The sequence below is a fragment of the Burkholderia lata genome, assembly GCF_000012945.1.
Classification (GTDB): domain Bacteria; phylum Pseudomonadota; class Gammaproteobacteria; order Burkholderiales; family Burkholderiaceae; genus Burkholderia; species Burkholderia lata.
Genome location: NC_007510.1, coordinates 2,281,983 through 2,296,079, shown reverse-complemented (window position 1 = coordinate 2,296,079; position 14,097 = coordinate 2,281,983). Strand labels below are relative to the sequence as shown.

The following is a 14,097-nucleotide window of genomic DNA, read 5'->3' as shown; positions in this document are numbered from 1 at the left end:
CCAGACGCAAAATGGCGTCAACCTTCCGAATCAGTACCTCCTGAGAGTGGGGGCATCCGTGGGGGTAGTAGGTGCTGATAGCACCGACGGGTATGTGCACACTGCACCTACGGTAGGTGCTCACAGCAGGGAGGGGTGGGTGCTGACAGCACCACAAAACAGGAAGTTAAACCAGGAAGTAAACCTACTCGTTCGTGCGATTCGAAATTCGATGATGCATGGCGGCAATATCCGAACCGTGAAGGCTCGAATTCGAAGCAGGCTGCTCAGTGGGCATGGAACGCTCGGGTCCGTGAAGGCATCGATCCAGATGTGCTGATCGCGGCAGTGGTCGCCTACGCAGCGGCCATGAAGGCTGCAGGCAACATCGGCACGCCGTACGTGAAGCAGGCGTCGACGTTCTTCGGACGTGATCGGCACTTCGAGGAATACGCGAAGCCTGGAGCGAAGGGTGATCTCTTCGATGGTGGCGCGGTTCCGTGGTGGAAGGCGGCGGGCTTCACGTACCAGTGGCAGGCCACAAACGCGGGCTGCAGCGATCGATCGGCGCATCTCTGGGCCAACGGTGTACGGCAAGGAGCGCCGGCATGAGCGCGCGAGAACGTTTCCTCGAAAAGATTCAGCCGATCCCGATGTGCGGGTGCTGGGCGTGGGAGGGCTACGTCGACGCAGAGATGGGATACGGCATGTTCTGGCTCAACGGATCCATGCAACTGTCCCATCGCGTCTCGTACATGCTGTTCAACGGCGATATTCCCAGCGGCTTGCATGTGCTGCACCGGTGTGATGTTCCGTGCTGCGCGAATCCTAACCATCTTTGGCTCGGAACCAACGATCAGAACGTCCAGGACAAGGTCGCGAAAGGGCGCGCCGCGCGTCTACGCGGCACAGATCATCCGGCAGCAAAGGTCGACGAGTCCATCGTCAGGATGATCCGGCGTTCGCCCCAGTCTGCACGTGTGCTTGCGCGGGAACCCTCGATCAGCAGCCACTCCGAACGGCATGCCGGATCGATTGGCGCTGTGGGATTCCTGCAAAAAGGCATTGAACGTCAGTTAGATCGATCAGATGCAGTCGATACGCCCATGAGCGATTTCAAATCTTCAATATTGGATTTGTTGGCGGGATGAGAATCTACCCACGAGACATTTTTGCGGATGCATTTAGCCGGTACTCCGGCCCATAACTCAGCTTCTGGAATGGAGTTTGTAACCACCGAGCCTATTCCAACGATCGACCCTTTTCCGATAGTGACGCCGCGCGTAATTGACACGCTTGGCCCAATCCAGACGTGGCGGTCGAGAGCAACATTCTCCGGACGATTTGTTACCTCGTACGTATCAAGGTCGACAACAGAGTGATGGTCGCTGGTTCGAATGGTGATGGCCTCGGAAAATAGGCAGTCATCTCCAATTGATACCGTGCGCCCTCCATGCACCCATATCCTGCAGTCGTAAGTTCGCGCCCCTCGTCCCCATATCAGGGTGCCTTCTTCTAAAGGTGGGCGTGAATGGTCAGTGCGTGCTGATGGCCCATCAGGACGCACCGGCAATTATTCTCAAAAATAACTTTTCCGCGAAAAGCGGATTTTTCGTCTAAAACGGCAATGTTGTTAGACCCATTGAAAACAAAATGATGTTCCCCGGGTTGGGGTGTGTGGTTTCGATGGATTGCGATGCGGTTATTGTCTTTGCTGCCGAAAATTGAAATGCCGTACTTGCTGTTTAGTTCGTCAACGGCCTTGTCGTCCACTAGATAAACGTCATAGTGATTCTCTATGTCAGGTCGAGTAACGCTCGTTGGCCAGTCGATCGAATCAAGTATCTGGAGGATTTCTTTCATATTCTTCGATAGCTTCCTGGTGTACCTGTAAGCAGTTGCAATTCGTTGCGGTGGCGCGTGAGACGACCATCTTATCGCATGCGGGCCTTTGTGATCGGCGCGACAGCGAAATGAAATATCGGCTTCGGCGCCAGGGAACTTTAGTGGAGCGACAGATTTTCCGCAGGCAGGTGGTGAGGGCAGCCTGACTTGGGTCTTCTTGTCATCACATCGGCCCGACTTATTCGACTTGGTGGGAATCCATTTCTGACAAGGGGTTCCGCTCTTGATCGTCATTTGATCGCCCGGCCGCGCGCCGGGCTTTTTCGTTTTTGGAACAAGACATGACCCGATGCAGCCATGACGTCGCGCTCGAGCAGCGCTGCGAGAAGTGCACGGCCGAGGGGCTCGCGAGCCTCCCGAAGATCGCCGGCGAGCATGCCGTACGCGTGACAGACGTCGAGATCGAGTATTACCCGGACCACGCTGCTCCGCGCACCGAGTCGGCGACGTTCCGCCACACGAAGAAGGTCGGGCACGCGGCCGGCCTGCGCTGCTCGATCAGCGGTCAGCCCGCACCCGAGTATCACCACCTGTTTTGCGCGTGGGCGGATTCCGATGGCGTCGACTGGGCGACCGTGCGCGGCATCGCGCTCGGTCAGATCAAGGAAATCCCCGTGCTCGATCCCGAGACCGACCAGCCGACGAAGGAACTGTATCCCGCCGAGGAATCCTTCATCTGGCTCATCTGCAAGCTGGTCGAGCTGCGCGGCTTCGACTGGCATGCGTTCGACCCGGCGAAGCCCGAGACCTTCGTCGACGCGATGGTGAACATGCTGCCGCTCTCGGCGAAGTTTCATCGGTCGCCGACGCATGGCATCCATCACCGGTCGTTCCCGACCTACGTATTCCAGGCGTTCCCGCGCAAGGCCGGGTTCGTCTTCACCCCGGACGAGCTCGTCCAGTCCAAGAAGGAGTAGCTATGCCGAGATCCATTCTGCAAACCGGCGCTGTCACGTTCACCGCGTCGTCGTTCGTCCCGCTCATCGATTGGGCCGCATCCGCGATGGGTGTGAAGATCCCGCTCGATGCACAACTGCAAATCGCTGCAGGGCTGATCACGATCGGTCATGCCATCGTCGATCGTTTTTTTCCGCAAGCCGCCACACCGCAATAACCACCTGCCGCGCGCCGCGGCACCACTCCTGAAGGATCCTCCATGAAGAAGTTCATGCTGCTCGCGGCAGGCATTGCCGCGTCCGCTTTCCTCGTTGCTGGTTGTCAGTCGCTCGGCAGCATTCACCAATCGCCGGCACAGGTCGCTGCAGTCTTGTGCCCGGCTACCAACAGCGCGATCACCCAGATCACGGCGTTCAATGCGGCCATGGCGCCGACATTGCCCGCTGCCGCCTCGGCGAATGCCACGATCGAGACGACCGTCAAGCCGATCGTCAATGGCGTTTGTGCCGCGGGCGCGACGATCACGTCGACCAGCGTTCAGGCGCTGATCACGCAGGGAATTTCGGCGATCGCCGGCGTCGTTGCGGCGCTGCCGCTGCCGCCCGCCACTCAAGCGGCCATCCAGACCGGTTTCGCCGCAGCCGAACTCGCTGCGAATCTGGTCGGCAGGTACGAGAGCGCACTGCAGGCAGCGAAGGCGGCTCCGGCCGCGCCGGCCGCCGTATCGACGCCGCTCGCGGGCGCCCCGCTGCAATGACTCCGCGCGATTACGCCCTGCTCGCGCAGGAGGCGTATTCCGCCAAGCCGGACATCGGCAAGGCGGACAGCGCCTCGCGCGCCATCGTGCGCCAGACGGCAGCCGGCCTGGTCGTTGCCTTTCCGGGCACCGACAACCTCGACTGCGTCGCCACCGATCTGTACGCCCATCCGATCGACGTGATCGGCATCGGGCACGTGCACCACGGGTTCTGGAAAGCATGGGGCGCAATCGCCGTCGACGTGCTCGCTGCGATCGACGGTCGGCCGGTGACGCTCGTCGGGCACTCGCTCGGCGCCGCGATCGCGATCATAGCCGCCGCGGCTATGGTGGTCGGCGGCAAGCCGCCAGCGGCCGTCTACGGCTTCGAGCCGCCAAGGGTGAGCACAAACGGGAGCGTGGCGGCGATGCTCGGGAAGGTGCCGCTGCATCTATTCAAGAACGGGAACGACATCGTTCCAGACTTGCCGCCCGACTGGCATCACGCCGGCGCGATCCAGCCGATCGGCCATGCGGCCTTACCTTTCCCAAACGTGACCGATCATGCGATTGCGCGGGTGATTATGGCGCTCCCTGAAATCGAATCGCCGGCGAGCAGTGGGAGCGAGGCTACGATACGCTGACGGCAGCGAATCGCGTCATCGCGCCTTCGCAGGGAGTTGCGTTGGCCGTACGTGCCAACGCGCGAGGCCATCGCATTTGGAATATGTTGGGGCCCAACTCGCGCGTGATTAACGCGCAGTCAATCCGCGGCGAGCCGGGCCTCGTCCGGCAAAATCAGGCGTAGCTGATGCCGGGCGAGCGCGACGGTTGCCGACGGCACGCCCTGAGCCGTGGATTACAAGACGGCTGAAGCCCTTATTTTTTGCTTTCCCCGTAGCGGGTCTGGGCTTCGTCATATCCGAGCTTGGTCAAAATGACTACATTGTCAACAATATCGACCCAGCCTTCTTCCTTCATCTTTGTGATGTGAGGGAATAAGGAGCGGAGCTGTACAACAGACGTGTAGTTGTTTCCCGTATCGATGTGCATCGGAGTCGTGTATGTGATGCTGCTCCCCGGGCCCCATTCCGCTTCGGCAAAGCGCTTAAACATGGAATCAATTTGCGCTTCGAGCGGGAGACGCGGGTCGACTTCCAAGGTGATTCGGTACTCTGAGGGATCGTAGGTCTGGTTCATATTGGTGTCTTTGTTAATGTAGGGAACGACGAACTTGTAAGGCGCTGGGGCAGATGTATCTTTGCGTAGCTTATTTTACCTTTCGCTCAAACTCGATGATTGCTCGCAACTCGTCTGCAGTAAATCGTCCGTCGAGATAGATCTTGCTTAGATACCACGCAGGGCAATCGCGGGCGTTATTCCAATCAATGCGCCCGTCGGCCTGGCGAAGAATGGTTCGTGCGGTCTGCTCGTCCATTATGCGTCCCCGATAGATAACTGGCGTGCGGTCACCAATTTTAGCCTGTTGCGCGAAAGATACAGGCGAGCGGATCGGGAGATAACGATTTCCGGTCCAAGCGTCCACCTCAGTGAAATCATCAAGGGGGCACATCCGGGGGCATTCGGAAAACTCGAACTCAAGAATGTTGTTTTATAACAATCATTTATGCTCCCGGTGTGATGTCGGCCTCACACCAGAAGTCGAATGCGCCTCTGACAGGGGCCGTTCACCAAAAAGCGCTGTCGGTCGATTGGCCGCAGCGCTTTTTTGTTGATGTCGGTGCTTTTCCGGGCGCACGAGCCTGGGCAAGCGGTGCGCGAATATTCGTGCTGCGGGTAATATCGTGTTCACCGCTCAAATTAGAAACACAATTGCGCCGAGGACCACCGATGAAACACACCGTACGCATTCCGATTTCCGTACTGGCACTGATGCTGGTCGCGCCGGCTTTTGCCAATACGCCTGCCGAGAACATTGCGTGGAGCGCCAGGCCCGTGCAGACGGTGGCATCGACGTCGTCGGCGTGCTCTGCGTATTCAGGGCGCGTGATGTCGAGCGGCGAGACATTATCGACGGAAAACGTGCTGAAAGCGCTCGGCACGTCGCTGGCCGGCACCGCGCTGGGCGCCGTCACAGGCGGATATCAGGGCGCAGCCCCCAATCCGTGTGCGCGTCCGGGCCTGTGACCGGCCCGCAAGCGAACCGCGGGAATCCCCGCTTCATCTGAAACAAGCCAGACACCCAGCGCCGCGCGTCGCCCGACCCGCGGCGCTTCGTCATGTCAGGCGCGCCTATTCCCAGAAACTCCGGATCGCGACCGCGACGATCACCGGCACCGAGAACACCAGCGGGATCGCGAAATACTGCGCTTCGCGATCGACGACCCAGCTATAGATCACCCACGCCGCGCCGATCGCGAACGTGATGAGGCCGACCGTCACGGCGGCGATGTTCAGGACCAGCTTCGAAGGCTGGCGGCGCGTCTTGGCATCGTCATTGTTATCGCGCGGGGACGATTTCATCGGAAGAGTGGGGCTTTGCGCCGGAACGGGGGTAAAAGCACAGGAAACCCCATTCGCTCCGATCGCGCAAGAGGGCCGGCTCAGGCCGACCCTTCGTCGCGTCTCCCGGCGCGCGCTATAACCCGAACGACGCCGCCAGTTCGTCGAGCAGTTCGCGCTGGAACGCGACGAACCGCTCGCCCGGCTGCTGCGCGATCGCGAGGTCGAGCATCGGATCGGCGACGTCGGTGCGAACACCCGCCAGTTCCTCGACGATCGCGAGCCCGCAGAATGGCACATACGCTTCCGAATAGCCGCCTTCGTGAACGATCACGAGGCGCCCACCGCAATGGCGTTGCGCGGCCTCCTTCACCGCACGCGTCATGAACCGGTAGCTGTCGGTATGCAGTTGCATGCGCGCGAGCGGATCGACCGCGCTCGCGTCGAGGCCGCTCGCGATGACGATGAGCTCGGGCCGGAAACGCTCCAGCGCCGGCAGCACGATCCGCTCGAATGCGTAGCGATATGCATCGTCGCCGCTGCCCGCGAGCAGCGGCACGTTCAGGTTCGCGCCCGCGCCAGCGCCTTCGCCGCGGTCGTCCGCGCCGCTGTAGCCGGGCGGGAAGCAACGATCCTGATGCAGCGAGATCGTCAGCGTGTCCGGATCGTCGTAGTAGATCGACTGCGTGCCGTTGCCGTGATGCACGTCCCAATCGATCACCGCGATGCGCTCGATGCCGTGTTTCGCGCGCGCGGCTTCGATCGCGATCGGAATGTTCGCCAGCAGGCAGAAGCCCATCGGGCGGTCGCGCAGGCAGTGATGGCCGGGTGGCCGCGACAGTGAGAAAGCGTTCGCCGCACGTTCGCCGAGCACCGTATCGACGGCCGTGATCGCGAGGCCGGCGGACAGCGCGGCGATCTCGTAGCTACCCTTGCCGAACGGCGCGAGATCGCCGAGGTCGCCGCCGTTCGCATCGCTGAGTGCGCGGAACGCGTCGAGATAGTGCGCAGGGTGAATGCGCAACAGGTCGGTGGTCGAGGCCGGCTCGGCGCCGCGCAGGTCGAGTTGCGCGGCCAGGCCCGAGGCCTGCACGAGCGACAGGAAACGGCGTTTCGAATCGGGCGATTCCGCGTAGCCCGCGCTCGACGGCGGCTGGACCCAGCCGCCGACCGGGAAGAACAGCGCGTGCGTGCCGCCGGTATGCCAGAAAGTGCGTTCGTCGGTGAAGAAGGCAGTGCGATTCATGGATGTGCGTGACCTGTCACGGTTGGGTGGAAACGGAGGGGCGCGTGCGGCGATCGATGTGGCGCAGCGCGGCGAACGACACGATCGCGACGGCCGTCGCGGCCGTGAACAGCACGCGCATCGTGCCGCCGGCGTCGAGCATCAGTCCGGCGAGCAGCGGGCCGGCCGCGAGGCCGGCGCCGATCACGAAATTGAGTGTGGCCACGAGGCGGCCCGACGTGTCGATCTGCGCGACGGTCGCGAGGATGAACGGCAGTACGAACGTCCACGCAAACTTGAACGCGAAGATCGCAGCGCTGTAGCCGCCGGCGTGTCGCATCACCGCGAGCGCGACGAGCGAGGCCGCCAGCAGCGCGTAACCGGCCGCGAGCATCGCGCGCCGGGCGAGCCTGCCGCCCGCGCACGACGCGAGCGCCGCACCGGCGATGCCCATCACGCTCGCGATCGCGAGTACGTTGCCGGTCGACTGCGGATCGAGCCCGGCTTCGGTCGCGGCGCGGCTTGCGAACGTCCACACGCTGCCGATCGCGAGATAGAACGTCAGCACCGCGCCGATCGCGAGCACGACGAAACTTTGCGGCGCAGGCGCCGCCGCGCCGCGTGCGTTCTGCGCGGGTGCGGTTCGTGCGCCCAGCGAGGACGGAAAGCCGCGCGACAGCGGCGCCGCGAGCAGTGCGAGCGCGGCGAGCGCGACATACAGCGCGCGCAGCCCGAACGCCGCGAACACATGCGGCAGCACGAACAGGCCGATCGCGCCCGCGATCAACTGGCCGACGACCCACAGGCCGTACACGCGGTCGCTGTTCTCGCTCGTCGCGGCGCTCGTCATGCAGAGCACCATCAGCGAGCCGCCGCCGAGCGCGGTGACGGCGCGCAGCGCGAGCAGCGCGACGAAGCCCGGCATCCACAGCGCGGTCAGCAGGTTGCCCGCGCCGAACAGCGCGATGGCGAGCGCGGCGACGCGGCGCGCATCGACCCGGCCGAGCCACAGGTACGACGGCACGGTCGCGAGGCTGAACGCACCGAGCTCGACGAAGAAGTAGGTGCCGATCTGCGACGCGGACAACCCGAGCTGCATCGCGAGCTGGCCCGCGACGGCGGGTGCCACGAGCAGCAGCAGCGGCGTGATGGCCGCGAACACGACGAGCGCGACGAGCGTCGAGCGCGCGAAGGTCGATGCACGGCCGTCTGGCGGGAGTGCGGCATCCGTAGAAAGGGTTTTCATGGCGGGATCTCGTGTGGGAAATCAGAACAGGTGGTACATGCCGACCATCGCGCCGAACTGCGATGCGCCGGCGAGCGGCGTCGGGTCGTATTCGTAGACGGTCTGGGAACTCTGGCCGCTGTTGCGCGCGTAGCCGAGGTTCACGTAGGCGACGGTGCGTTTCGACAGCGCGTACGTGGTGCTCGCGATGAACAGCGTCGGGTGGCCGATCGCCGGCGTGCGCGAATCGGTGTGATAGACGCCCGCGTTCAGGCCGATCTCGCTCGACATCTGGTAGCGCGCACCGCCCCAGACGATCGTGCGTGCCGCGTCGAGGTCGCCGGTCAGGCGTTCGACCCCCGCATAGACGGTGAGCGGCAATGTGGCGAACGCATAGCGCGCGGCGAGCGTGCCGAGTTCGCGGCGGCGCGCCGACGTGTTGTCGGCCGCCGAAACATCGCCATGTGACTGATGCAGCACCGCGCTGACCGACAGGCCGTTGCTCGTGTATTGGCCGCCGAGTTCGAGCACGCGTCCGGCGCGCGTATTGCCGGCGACGCCGGACGTCGCGGCAAGCGCCTCCACGTCGAAGCCGGCGAACGTCGGCGACTGGTACTTGACCGAGTTGTCGATGAAGTTCGCGTTCATCGGCACGATGACGCCCTGGCCGCTGTACGACGCGTACCAGAGCGGGTCGTAAAACAGCGTCTTGTCGAACAGCACGCTGAACTGCCGGCCGAGCGTGACGGTGCCGACGGGCCCGGCGATGCCGACGTAGGCGCCGCGAAAGAATGCATAGCCGGGCACGGTCGCGGTGCCGTTGTTGAGGTTGAGGCCCTGTTCGAGCTTGAACAGCGCGCGCCAGCCGCCGCCGAGATCCTCGTGGCCTTTCAGCCCGACCTGCGAAGGCAGGATGCCGTAGTTCTGCAACTGCACGGCCGAGTGGCGCCCGTCGGCGTGCGTCAGGTATTGCACGCCGGCGTCGAGCGCACCGTATAGCGTGAGACTCGACTGCGCGTGCGCGGCAACGCTGCACGCGGCAAGTGTCGCGACGGCCGTGGCCGTGCGGATGAAGCGGGGTTTCGTCACGTGGGGTTCTCCATACCGTCCTGCATCGGTTTGTCGTTGGTGTTGTCGCGACGCAGTGTCCGCAGCGGGAAAACCTTCGAACAGTCGTACAGATGAACGGTGTGGAAAACCCGCGGTGCGCGGCATGCACGCGGCGGGCTGCCGTGACGCGGCGTGCTGCGAAGCAGCAACGTGCCGTGCACCGTTCAAATGGATGGGGCTGGCGCCCGTTCCGGCACCGTGGCCCGTCAAAAAAGCCGATCGCTATAATCGGCCGGTGTCGTTGCGCACATCAGCAGCCCGATCGGGCAGGGGAGCGGAAGGTGAGGATCACGACGGATTTCGGGCAGGATCTCGATGCGCTGCGCGACGTGCCGGCCGCCATCGTGCTCGACGATTTCGCCTGGCCGCCGCTGCCGTCCCGGCGCGCCGATTTCGACGGCGTGACGCGCGGCGACGCATCGCAGCGCGAACTCGGGCTGATGCTGCTCGACCTGTACGCGGTTGCCGCACGGTCCGGCATCGGCGAATTCGAATACCGGTTCTTTTCGCTGCTGCAGGCGCTCATTCCGTTCGACGCCGCATGGACAGGCGTCGCGACTCATGTGCCGACTGGCCCGGTGATGCACAACAGCTTCCTGTACCGTCTGCCGCACGCGTTCTTCAGCGACTGGAAGCGCGTGCGCGATTGCGACCCGCTTGCGCACCGCACGCTGCGCGGCGCGCACGGCCACGCGGTGCGGTTGTCGGTCGTCGAGCCGGGGCTCGATGCCCGGTTTCGCGACTGGTGCGTGAAGTACGGGCTCGCGCAGCTGATGTGCGTGTGCACGCTCGATCGCCGGTTCGGCCTGACGACGTTCATGTCGATCTACCGCCAGGGCCTGAATCGCCCGTTCAGCGACGACGATGCACGCCGTTTCGAGGAAGTGATTCCGCATCTCGCGGCGGCGCTGACGATCAATCGCGCCGCGCAGCTCACGCGCGAACGCAGCGATACGGTGGCGCCGGCGGCGCGCGCACTGTGCGACAACTTCGGCGTGCTTCACCACGCCGATCACGGTTTCGACGACGTGCTGCGTACCGAATGGCCGGCATGGGCCGGTGCCCGCGTGCCGGAGCCGCTCGTCGCGCACCTGCGGCGCCAGTCGGGCCAGCCGTTCGTCGGCGATGCGCTGCGGATCCAGTGCGTGCCGGTTGCGGGGCTGTTCCAGATCGAGGCGCGGCCGCGCTCGCTGCTCGACCGCCTGAGCCCGCGCGAGCTTGCGGCGATCCGCTATTACGGCGCGGGGCGTTCGCACAAGGAAGTCGCGCAACAGATGGCGATTTCGCCGACGACCGTGCGCCACTACCTGCGCTGCGCGTACCGCAAGCTCGGCATGCACGACAAGAGCCAGATCGCCGGCGTGCTCGGCGCGACGGGCGGCGCGGCCGACGACGAGCCGGTGGAAGCGGGTGGCGAGCCGCGCTGAGTCGCACGACCGCCGCGCGTTGCACGCGGTCGCGTGAATGGTTGTGCCCGCAACCATTGAGCGTTATGCTCGTCAGCTCCCAGGAGACGGAATTCCATCATGAACGACACGAATTCAGGGTCGGTGCGCGCGGCGGTGGTCGGGGTCGGCGCGATCGGCGGGTTGCTCGCGGCCGCGTTGTCGCGGGCCGGCATGACCGTGAGCGCGTATGCGCGCGGCGCGACGCTCGACGCGTTGAACACGCACGGCGTGCGTGTAATCGACGAGGCGGGCGTCACATCGTCGGTTCCGGTGCGGGCGAGCGACGATGCGGCCGCGCTCGGCGTGCAGGACTACGTGGTGATCGCGCTGAAGGCGCAGGCGCTGCCGGCGCTGGCCGCGCGCATCGCGCCGCTGGTCGGGCCGGATACCGTGATCGTCGCGGCGATGAACGGGCTGCCGTGGTGGTTCACGCACGGGCTCGAAGGGGCGCTGGACGGCGTGCCGCTCGATGCGGTCGATCCGGCCGGCGCGGTGTCGGCGGCATTGCCGCCCGCGCAGGCGATCGGTTGCGTCGTGCACCTGTCGTCGAGCACCGACGCGCCGGGCATCGTGCGCCGCGGGCGCGGCAACCGGCTGATCGTCGGTGCGCCCGATGCGCGGCTCGATGTTGCCACGGCGCGCTTCGCCGCGGCGCTGGCGGCGGGTGGTTTCGATGTCGAGTCGACGCCTGCGGTCCGGACCGAGATCTGGACGAAGCTGTGGGGCAACATGAACATGAATCCGCTGAGCGCGCTGACGGGGTCGACGGCCGAGCAGCTGCTCGACGATCCGTTCACGCAGGATCTCGCGCTGCGGATGATGGAGGAGGCGGCCGCGATCGGCGCGAAGCTCGGCCTGTCGACGGGGATGAGCGGGCCCGAGCGGATCGCGGTCACGCGCAAGCTCGGCGCGTTCAAGACGTCGATGCTGCAGGATTTCGAAGCGGGGCGCGCGCTCGAGATCGGGCCGATCCTCGGCGTGTTTCCCGAACTCGGGCGCAAGCTCGGCGTGCCGACCCCGTATTGCGACGCGGTGCTCGGGCTGCTCCGGCAGCGCGCGGCGAACAGCGGGTTATAAGCACGGGCGGGGCCGCTGCATGCGCGACGCCGGTGAGGCGAAGCGCTGCGATCCGCTTTCAACGCGTAGCGCCGTATGACGCAAAGCGGGCCGCCCGCGTCGCTGGTGAGGCGACCGGGGCGGCCCGTCGAATTCGTCGGATCAATACTGCGGGCACCGTGCCCGTGCTGCCGCTCAGTCGTCCCGCTCGGTCGCGTGTGCGACGACCTTGTCGAGCAGCCGTTCGAACGTCTGGCGTTCGCTGTCGGACAGGCACGCGAGCAAGCCGTCGTTCCACTTGCGCACGATCGGCATGATCTTGCGATGCAGCGCGCGGCCGTCGGCGGTCAGCGCGATCAGCACGATCCGGCCATCCTCCTCGCTTGCGCTGCGTTCGAGCAGCCCCTGGCGCAGCAGCGCCTCGGCTGCCCGGCTCGCCTGGCTCTTGTCGAGATTGGTGTGGCGCGCGAGATCCATGATCGAGAACGGGCCGAAGGCGCCGACGGCGGCGATCACGCGTGCCTCGGGCAGCGAGATGTCGAGCTTGTGCCGGTACATCTCACCGATCCCGCGGTCGGATCGCTTCGTGAGCGCGTGGAGGCGATAGGTCAGAAACTGATCGAGCCCGGCTTGACGGCCTTTCATGTCGAATCCTGAAGAAAAAGGGCGGGCCCGATTGTTCCTGTATCGCGCGCTCGGGTCAACGGTCAGTGTGCGCCGTACTTCAGGCGTGTCAATTGCTCCGCTTCGTTCGCGAGCAGATTGGCCGCGTCGCGGATCGCGACGTCGAGCGTGATCGGCCCGGGAGCCGGCGAGAAGCAGCCGGAAAAATGTTCGGACAGGCGCGGCAGCGCAGCCGGGTCGACGGCGCCCGACAGCAGCGACGCGGGCACGCCGGCGGCCTGCGCGTGGCGGCACGCGATGAACGGCGCCTTGCCGTGCAGCGTCTGTACGTCCGAGCGGCCTTCGCCGGTGATCAGCCAGTCGGCGCCGGCGAGCGCGGCGTCAAGGCCGACCTGCCGCGCGACCACTTCGGCGCCTGCTTCGAACTGCGCGCCGAGCATGTGCAACGCGAAACCGAGGCCACCCGCGGCGCCTGCGCCCGGCAGGTCGCGGCTGCGACGGTCGAGCGCGGCTTCGAGCAGGTCGGCGAAGCGGGCGAGGGCCGCGTCGAGGGTCGCAACCTGCTCGGGCGTCACGCCCTTTTGCGGGCCGAACACGGCGGTCGCGCCGTGCGTGCCCGTCAGCGGGTTGTCGACGTCGGACATGCCGATGAATTCCGTTTCCTTCAGGCGCGGGTCGAGCCCCGACGCGTCGATGTGTGCGATGTCGGCGAGCCGCGACGGCACGGGCTCGACCGGCTGGCCGGCCGCGTCGAAGCACTGCAGGCCGAGGCCCGCGAGCAGCCCGGCGCCTGCGTCGTTGGTGCTGCTGCCGCCGAGCGCGACGAAGAAGCGGCGCACGCCTTCGTCGAGCAGCGTGCGGATCGCCTCGCCCATCCCGCGCGTGCTGCGTGCGTCGACCGGCACGCTCATGCCGACCGGATCCGTAATGCCGACGATCTCGGCCGTCTCGACGATCGCGGTGCGCGCGTCGATCACGCCGACCGCCGCGTCGCGTGCCGCGAGCGACGCGCCGGCCACCCGCAGCGCGCGCTGCGTACCGCCGCCCGCCAGCATCGCGTCGAGCGTGCCTTCGCCGCCGTCGGCCATCGGGCAGCAGCGCACGACAGCGTCGGGGCGGGCGCGGCGGATGCCGGTGGCGATCGCGTCCGCGACCTGCTCGGCGGAAAGCGAGCCTTTGAACGAATCGGGCGCGATGACGACGACAGGCGCGGACGGGTGTTGCGGCATGGTGTCTCCGGAAGGCGTGATTGGTGTGAAGAATATTGGGGTCGCGACGGCGGCCTACCCTCAATCGGAGCTTACAGGATGGCGGGCCCGTGGTGGATACGGCGTTCGGCATAGCGGCGATCCGCGTGCATTGCCGTGCAGAGGGCTGTCGAGGCGGTGCAGACGCGTGCGCGTCGCGCCGATCTGGCGGTGTGATGAAA

Annotated in this window: 18 protein-coding genes; 9 read left to right on the top strand and 9 right to left on the bottom strand. The window is 65.2% G+C overall.

Translation table 11 applies throughout. The annotated features are described in order from the left end of the window. The first annotated feature begins 135 nt into the window (after positions 1-135). Both BCEP18194_RS41230 and BCEP18194_RS41225 read left to right on the top strand, forming a co-directional pair. Positions 136-591, top strand: coding sequence for a hypothetical protein (locus BCEP18194_RS41230; RefSeq protein ID WP_011352378.1), 456 nt, complete (start codon positions 136-138; stop codon positions 589-591). Further along, a complete protein-coding gene (locus BCEP18194_RS41225) occupies positions 588-1,130 on the top strand; it encodes an HNH endonuclease signature motif containing protein (RefSeq protein WP_011352377.1) in 543 nt (180 codons plus the stop codon). The genes BCEP18194_RS41230 and BCEP18194_RS41225 overlap by 4 nt, the downstream gene beginning before the upstream one ends. A gap of 364 nt (positions 1,131-1,494) precedes the next feature. On the opposite strand, the gene BCEP18194_RS41215 is transcribed toward BCEP18194_RS41225, so the two are convergent. Further along, a complete protein-coding gene (locus BCEP18194_RS41215; protein ID WP_011352375.1) occupies positions 1,495-2,118 on the bottom strand; it encodes a hypothetical protein in 624 nt (207 codons plus the stop codon). Positions 2,119-2,165: 47 nt separating this feature from the next. Between BCEP18194_RS41215 and BCEP18194_RS16265 the strand changes: the two genes are divergently transcribed. Genes BCEP18194_RS16265 through BCEP18194_RS16250 form a run of 4 tightly spaced genes read left to right on the top strand, consistent with a single transcriptional unit; the run spans position 2,166 to position 4,161 of the window. Next, positions 2,166-2,801, top strand: coding sequence for a hypothetical protein (locus BCEP18194_RS16265; protein ID WP_011352374.1), 636 nt, complete (start codon positions 2,166-2,168; stop codon positions 2,799-2,801). A 2-nt stretch (positions 2,802-2,803) separates the two neighbouring features. Then, positions 2,804-2,998 (top strand): hypothetical protein, encoded by a 195-nt coding sequence (locus tag BCEP18194_RS16260; protein ID WP_041492874.1) that lies wholly within the window; start codon positions 2,804-2,806, stop codon positions 2,996-2,998. A gap of 54 nt (positions 2,999-3,052) precedes the next feature. Then, entirely contained in the window at positions 3,053-3,538 is a 486-nt protein-coding gene (locus BCEP18194_RS16255; protein WP_157687185.1) for a hypothetical protein, read from the top strand. Then, complete coding sequence (locus BCEP18194_RS16250; RefSeq protein ID WP_011352372.1) at positions 3,535-4,161, top strand: alpha/beta fold hydrolase; 627 nt, start codon at positions 3,535-3,537, stop codon at positions 4,159-4,161. Before BCEP18194_RS16255 ends, BCEP18194_RS16250 begins: the two co-directional genes overlap by 4 nt. Before the next feature lie 235 nt (positions 4,162-4,396). On the opposite strand, the gene BCEP18194_RS16245 is transcribed toward BCEP18194_RS16250, so the two are convergent. Both BCEP18194_RS16245 and BCEP18194_RS41675 read right to left on the bottom strand, forming a co-directional pair. Continuing rightward, on the bottom strand, positions 4,397-4,717 hold the full coding sequence (locus BCEP18194_RS16245) for a hypothetical protein (RefSeq protein ID WP_041492873.1): 321 nt from the start codon (positions 4,715-4,717) through the stop codon (positions 4,397-4,399). Between the two features lie 70 nt (positions 4,718-4,787). Beyond that, positions 4,788-4,955, bottom strand: coding sequence for a hypothetical protein (locus BCEP18194_RS41675; protein ID WP_167316018.1), 168 nt, complete (start codon positions 4,953-4,955; stop codon positions 4,788-4,790). A 413-nt stretch (positions 4,956-5,368) separates the two neighbouring features. Here BCEP18194_RS41675 and BCEP18194_RS16240 point away from each other — a divergent pair, with 413 nt between their 5' ends. Then, on the top strand, positions 5,369-5,665 hold the full coding sequence (locus BCEP18194_RS16240) for a hypothetical protein (RefSeq protein WP_041492872.1): 297 nt from the start codon (positions 5,369-5,371) through the stop codon (positions 5,663-5,665). A gap of 105 nt (positions 5,666-5,770) precedes the next feature. Here BCEP18194_RS16240 and BCEP18194_RS16235 read toward each other — a convergent pair whose 3' ends face one another. The 4 genes from BCEP18194_RS16235 to BCEP18194_RS16220 all read right to left on the bottom strand — a co-directional run bounded on the left by BCEP18194_RS16235 (position 5,771) and on the right by BCEP18194_RS16220 (position 9,519). Continuing rightward, positions 5,771-6,001 carry a hypothetical protein gene (locus BCEP18194_RS16235; protein WP_011352370.1) on the bottom strand — a complete coding sequence of 77 codons (231 nt, stop codon included), beginning with the start codon at positions 5,999-6,001 and terminating at the stop codon, positions 5,771-5,773. 115 nt (positions 6,002-6,116) lie between these two features. Beyond that, entirely contained in the window at positions 6,117-7,226 is a 1,110-nt protein-coding gene (locus BCEP18194_RS16230) for a class II histone deacetylase (protein WP_011352369.1), read from the bottom strand. A gap of 16 nt (positions 7,227-7,242) precedes the next feature. Beyond that, entirely contained in the window at positions 7,243-8,451 is a 1,209-nt protein-coding gene (locus BCEP18194_RS16225) for an MFS transporter (protein ID WP_011352368.1), read from the bottom strand. Positions 8,452-8,472: 21 nt separating this feature from the next. Further along, the gene (locus BCEP18194_RS16220) at positions 8,473-9,519 is read right to left on the bottom strand and encodes a porin (RefSeq protein ID WP_011352367.1); all 1,047 of its coding nucleotides are present in this window, start codon (positions 9,517-9,519) and stop codon (positions 8,473-8,475) included. Between the two features lie 302 nt (positions 9,520-9,821). On the opposite strand from BCEP18194_RS16220, the gene BCEP18194_RS16210 reads away from it, so the two are divergent. Further along, positions 9,822-10,967 (top strand): helix-turn-helix transcriptional regulator, encoded by a 1,146-nt coding sequence (locus BCEP18194_RS16210; protein WP_011352366.1) that lies wholly within the window; start codon positions 9,822-9,824, stop codon positions 10,965-10,967. A gap of 99 nt (positions 10,968-11,066) precedes the next feature. Then, positions 11,067-12,065: a 2-dehydropantoate 2-reductase gene (locus BCEP18194_RS16205; RefSeq protein WP_011352365.1), complete on the top strand. Its 999-nt coding sequence runs from the start codon at positions 11,067-11,069 to the stop codon at positions 12,063-12,065. A gap of 174 nt (positions 12,066-12,239) precedes the next feature. Here the strand turns inward: BCEP18194_RS16205 and BCEP18194_RS16200 are convergent, their stop codons facing one another. Continuing rightward, entirely contained in the window at positions 12,240-12,689 is a 450-nt protein-coding gene (locus tag BCEP18194_RS16200) for a MarR family winged helix-turn-helix transcriptional regulator (RefSeq protein ID WP_011352364.1), read from the bottom strand. Between the two features lie 62 nt (positions 12,690-12,751). Then, complete coding sequence (locus tag BCEP18194_RS16195) at positions 12,752-13,897, bottom strand: glycerate kinase (protein ID WP_011352363.1); 1,146 nt, start codon at positions 13,895-13,897, stop codon at positions 12,752-12,754. Positions 13,898-14,097: the final 200 nt, after the last annotated feature.

Bases quoted from the DNA above. Each gene is read 5' to 3' on its own strand.
- BCEP18194_RS16240 (WP_041492872.1), top strand. From the start codon at position 5,369: ATGAAACACACCGTACGCATTCCGATTTCCGTACTGGCACTGATGCTG.
- BCEP18194_RS16205 (WP_011352365.1), top strand. From the start codon at position 11,067: ATGAACGACACGAATTCAGGGTCGGTGCGCGCGGCGGTGGTCGGGGTC.
- BCEP18194_RS16225 (WP_011352368.1), bottom strand. From the start codon at position 8,451: ATGAAAACCCTTTCTACGGATGCCGCACTCCCGCCAGACGGCCGTGCA.
- BCEP18194_RS41675 (WP_167316018.1), bottom strand. From the start codon at position 4,955: ATGGACGAGCAGACCGCACGAACCATTCTTCGCCAGGCCGACGGGCGC.
- BCEP18194_RS41225 (WP_011352377.1), top strand. From the start codon at position 588: ATGAGCGCGCGAGAACGTTTCCTCGAAAAGATTCAGCCGATCCCGATG.
- BCEP18194_RS16260 (WP_041492874.1), top strand. From the start codon at position 2,804: ATGCCGAGATCCATTCTGCAAACCGGCGCTGTCACGTTCACCGCGTCG.
- BCEP18194_RS16250 (WP_011352372.1), top strand. From the start codon at position 3,535: ATGACTCCGCGCGATTACGCCCTGCTCGCGCAGGAGGCGTATTCCGCC.
- BCEP18194_RS41215 (WP_011352375.1), bottom strand. From the start codon at position 2,118: ATGACGATCAAGAGCGGAACCCCTTGTCAGAAATGGATTCCCACCAAG.
- BCEP18194_RS16255 (WP_157687185.1), top strand. From the start codon at position 3,053: ATGCTGCTCGCGGCAGGCATTGCCGCGTCCGCTTTCCTCGTTGCTGGT.
- BCEP18194_RS16265 (WP_011352374.1), top strand. From the start codon at position 2,166: ATGACCCGATGCAGCCATGACGTCGCGCTCGAGCAGCGCTGCGAGAAG.
- BCEP18194_RS16195 (WP_011352363.1), bottom strand. From the start codon at position 13,897: ATGCCGCAACACCCGTCCGCGCCTGTCGTCGTCATCGCGCCCGATTCG.
- BCEP18194_RS16245 (WP_041492873.1), bottom strand. From the start codon at position 4,717: ATGAACCAGACCTACGATCCCTCAGAGTACCGAATCACCTTGGAAGTC.
- BCEP18194_RS16235 (WP_011352370.1), bottom strand. From the start codon at position 6,001: ATGAAATCGTCCCCGCGCGATAACAATGACGATGCCAAGACGCGCCGC.
- BCEP18194_RS16200 (WP_011352364.1), bottom strand. From the start codon at position 12,689: ATGAAAGGCCGTCAAGCCGGGCTCGATCAGTTTCTGACCTATCGCCTC.
- BCEP18194_RS16230 (WP_011352369.1), bottom strand. From the start codon at position 7,226: ATGAATCGCACTGCCTTCTTCACCGACGAACGCACTTTCTGGCATACC.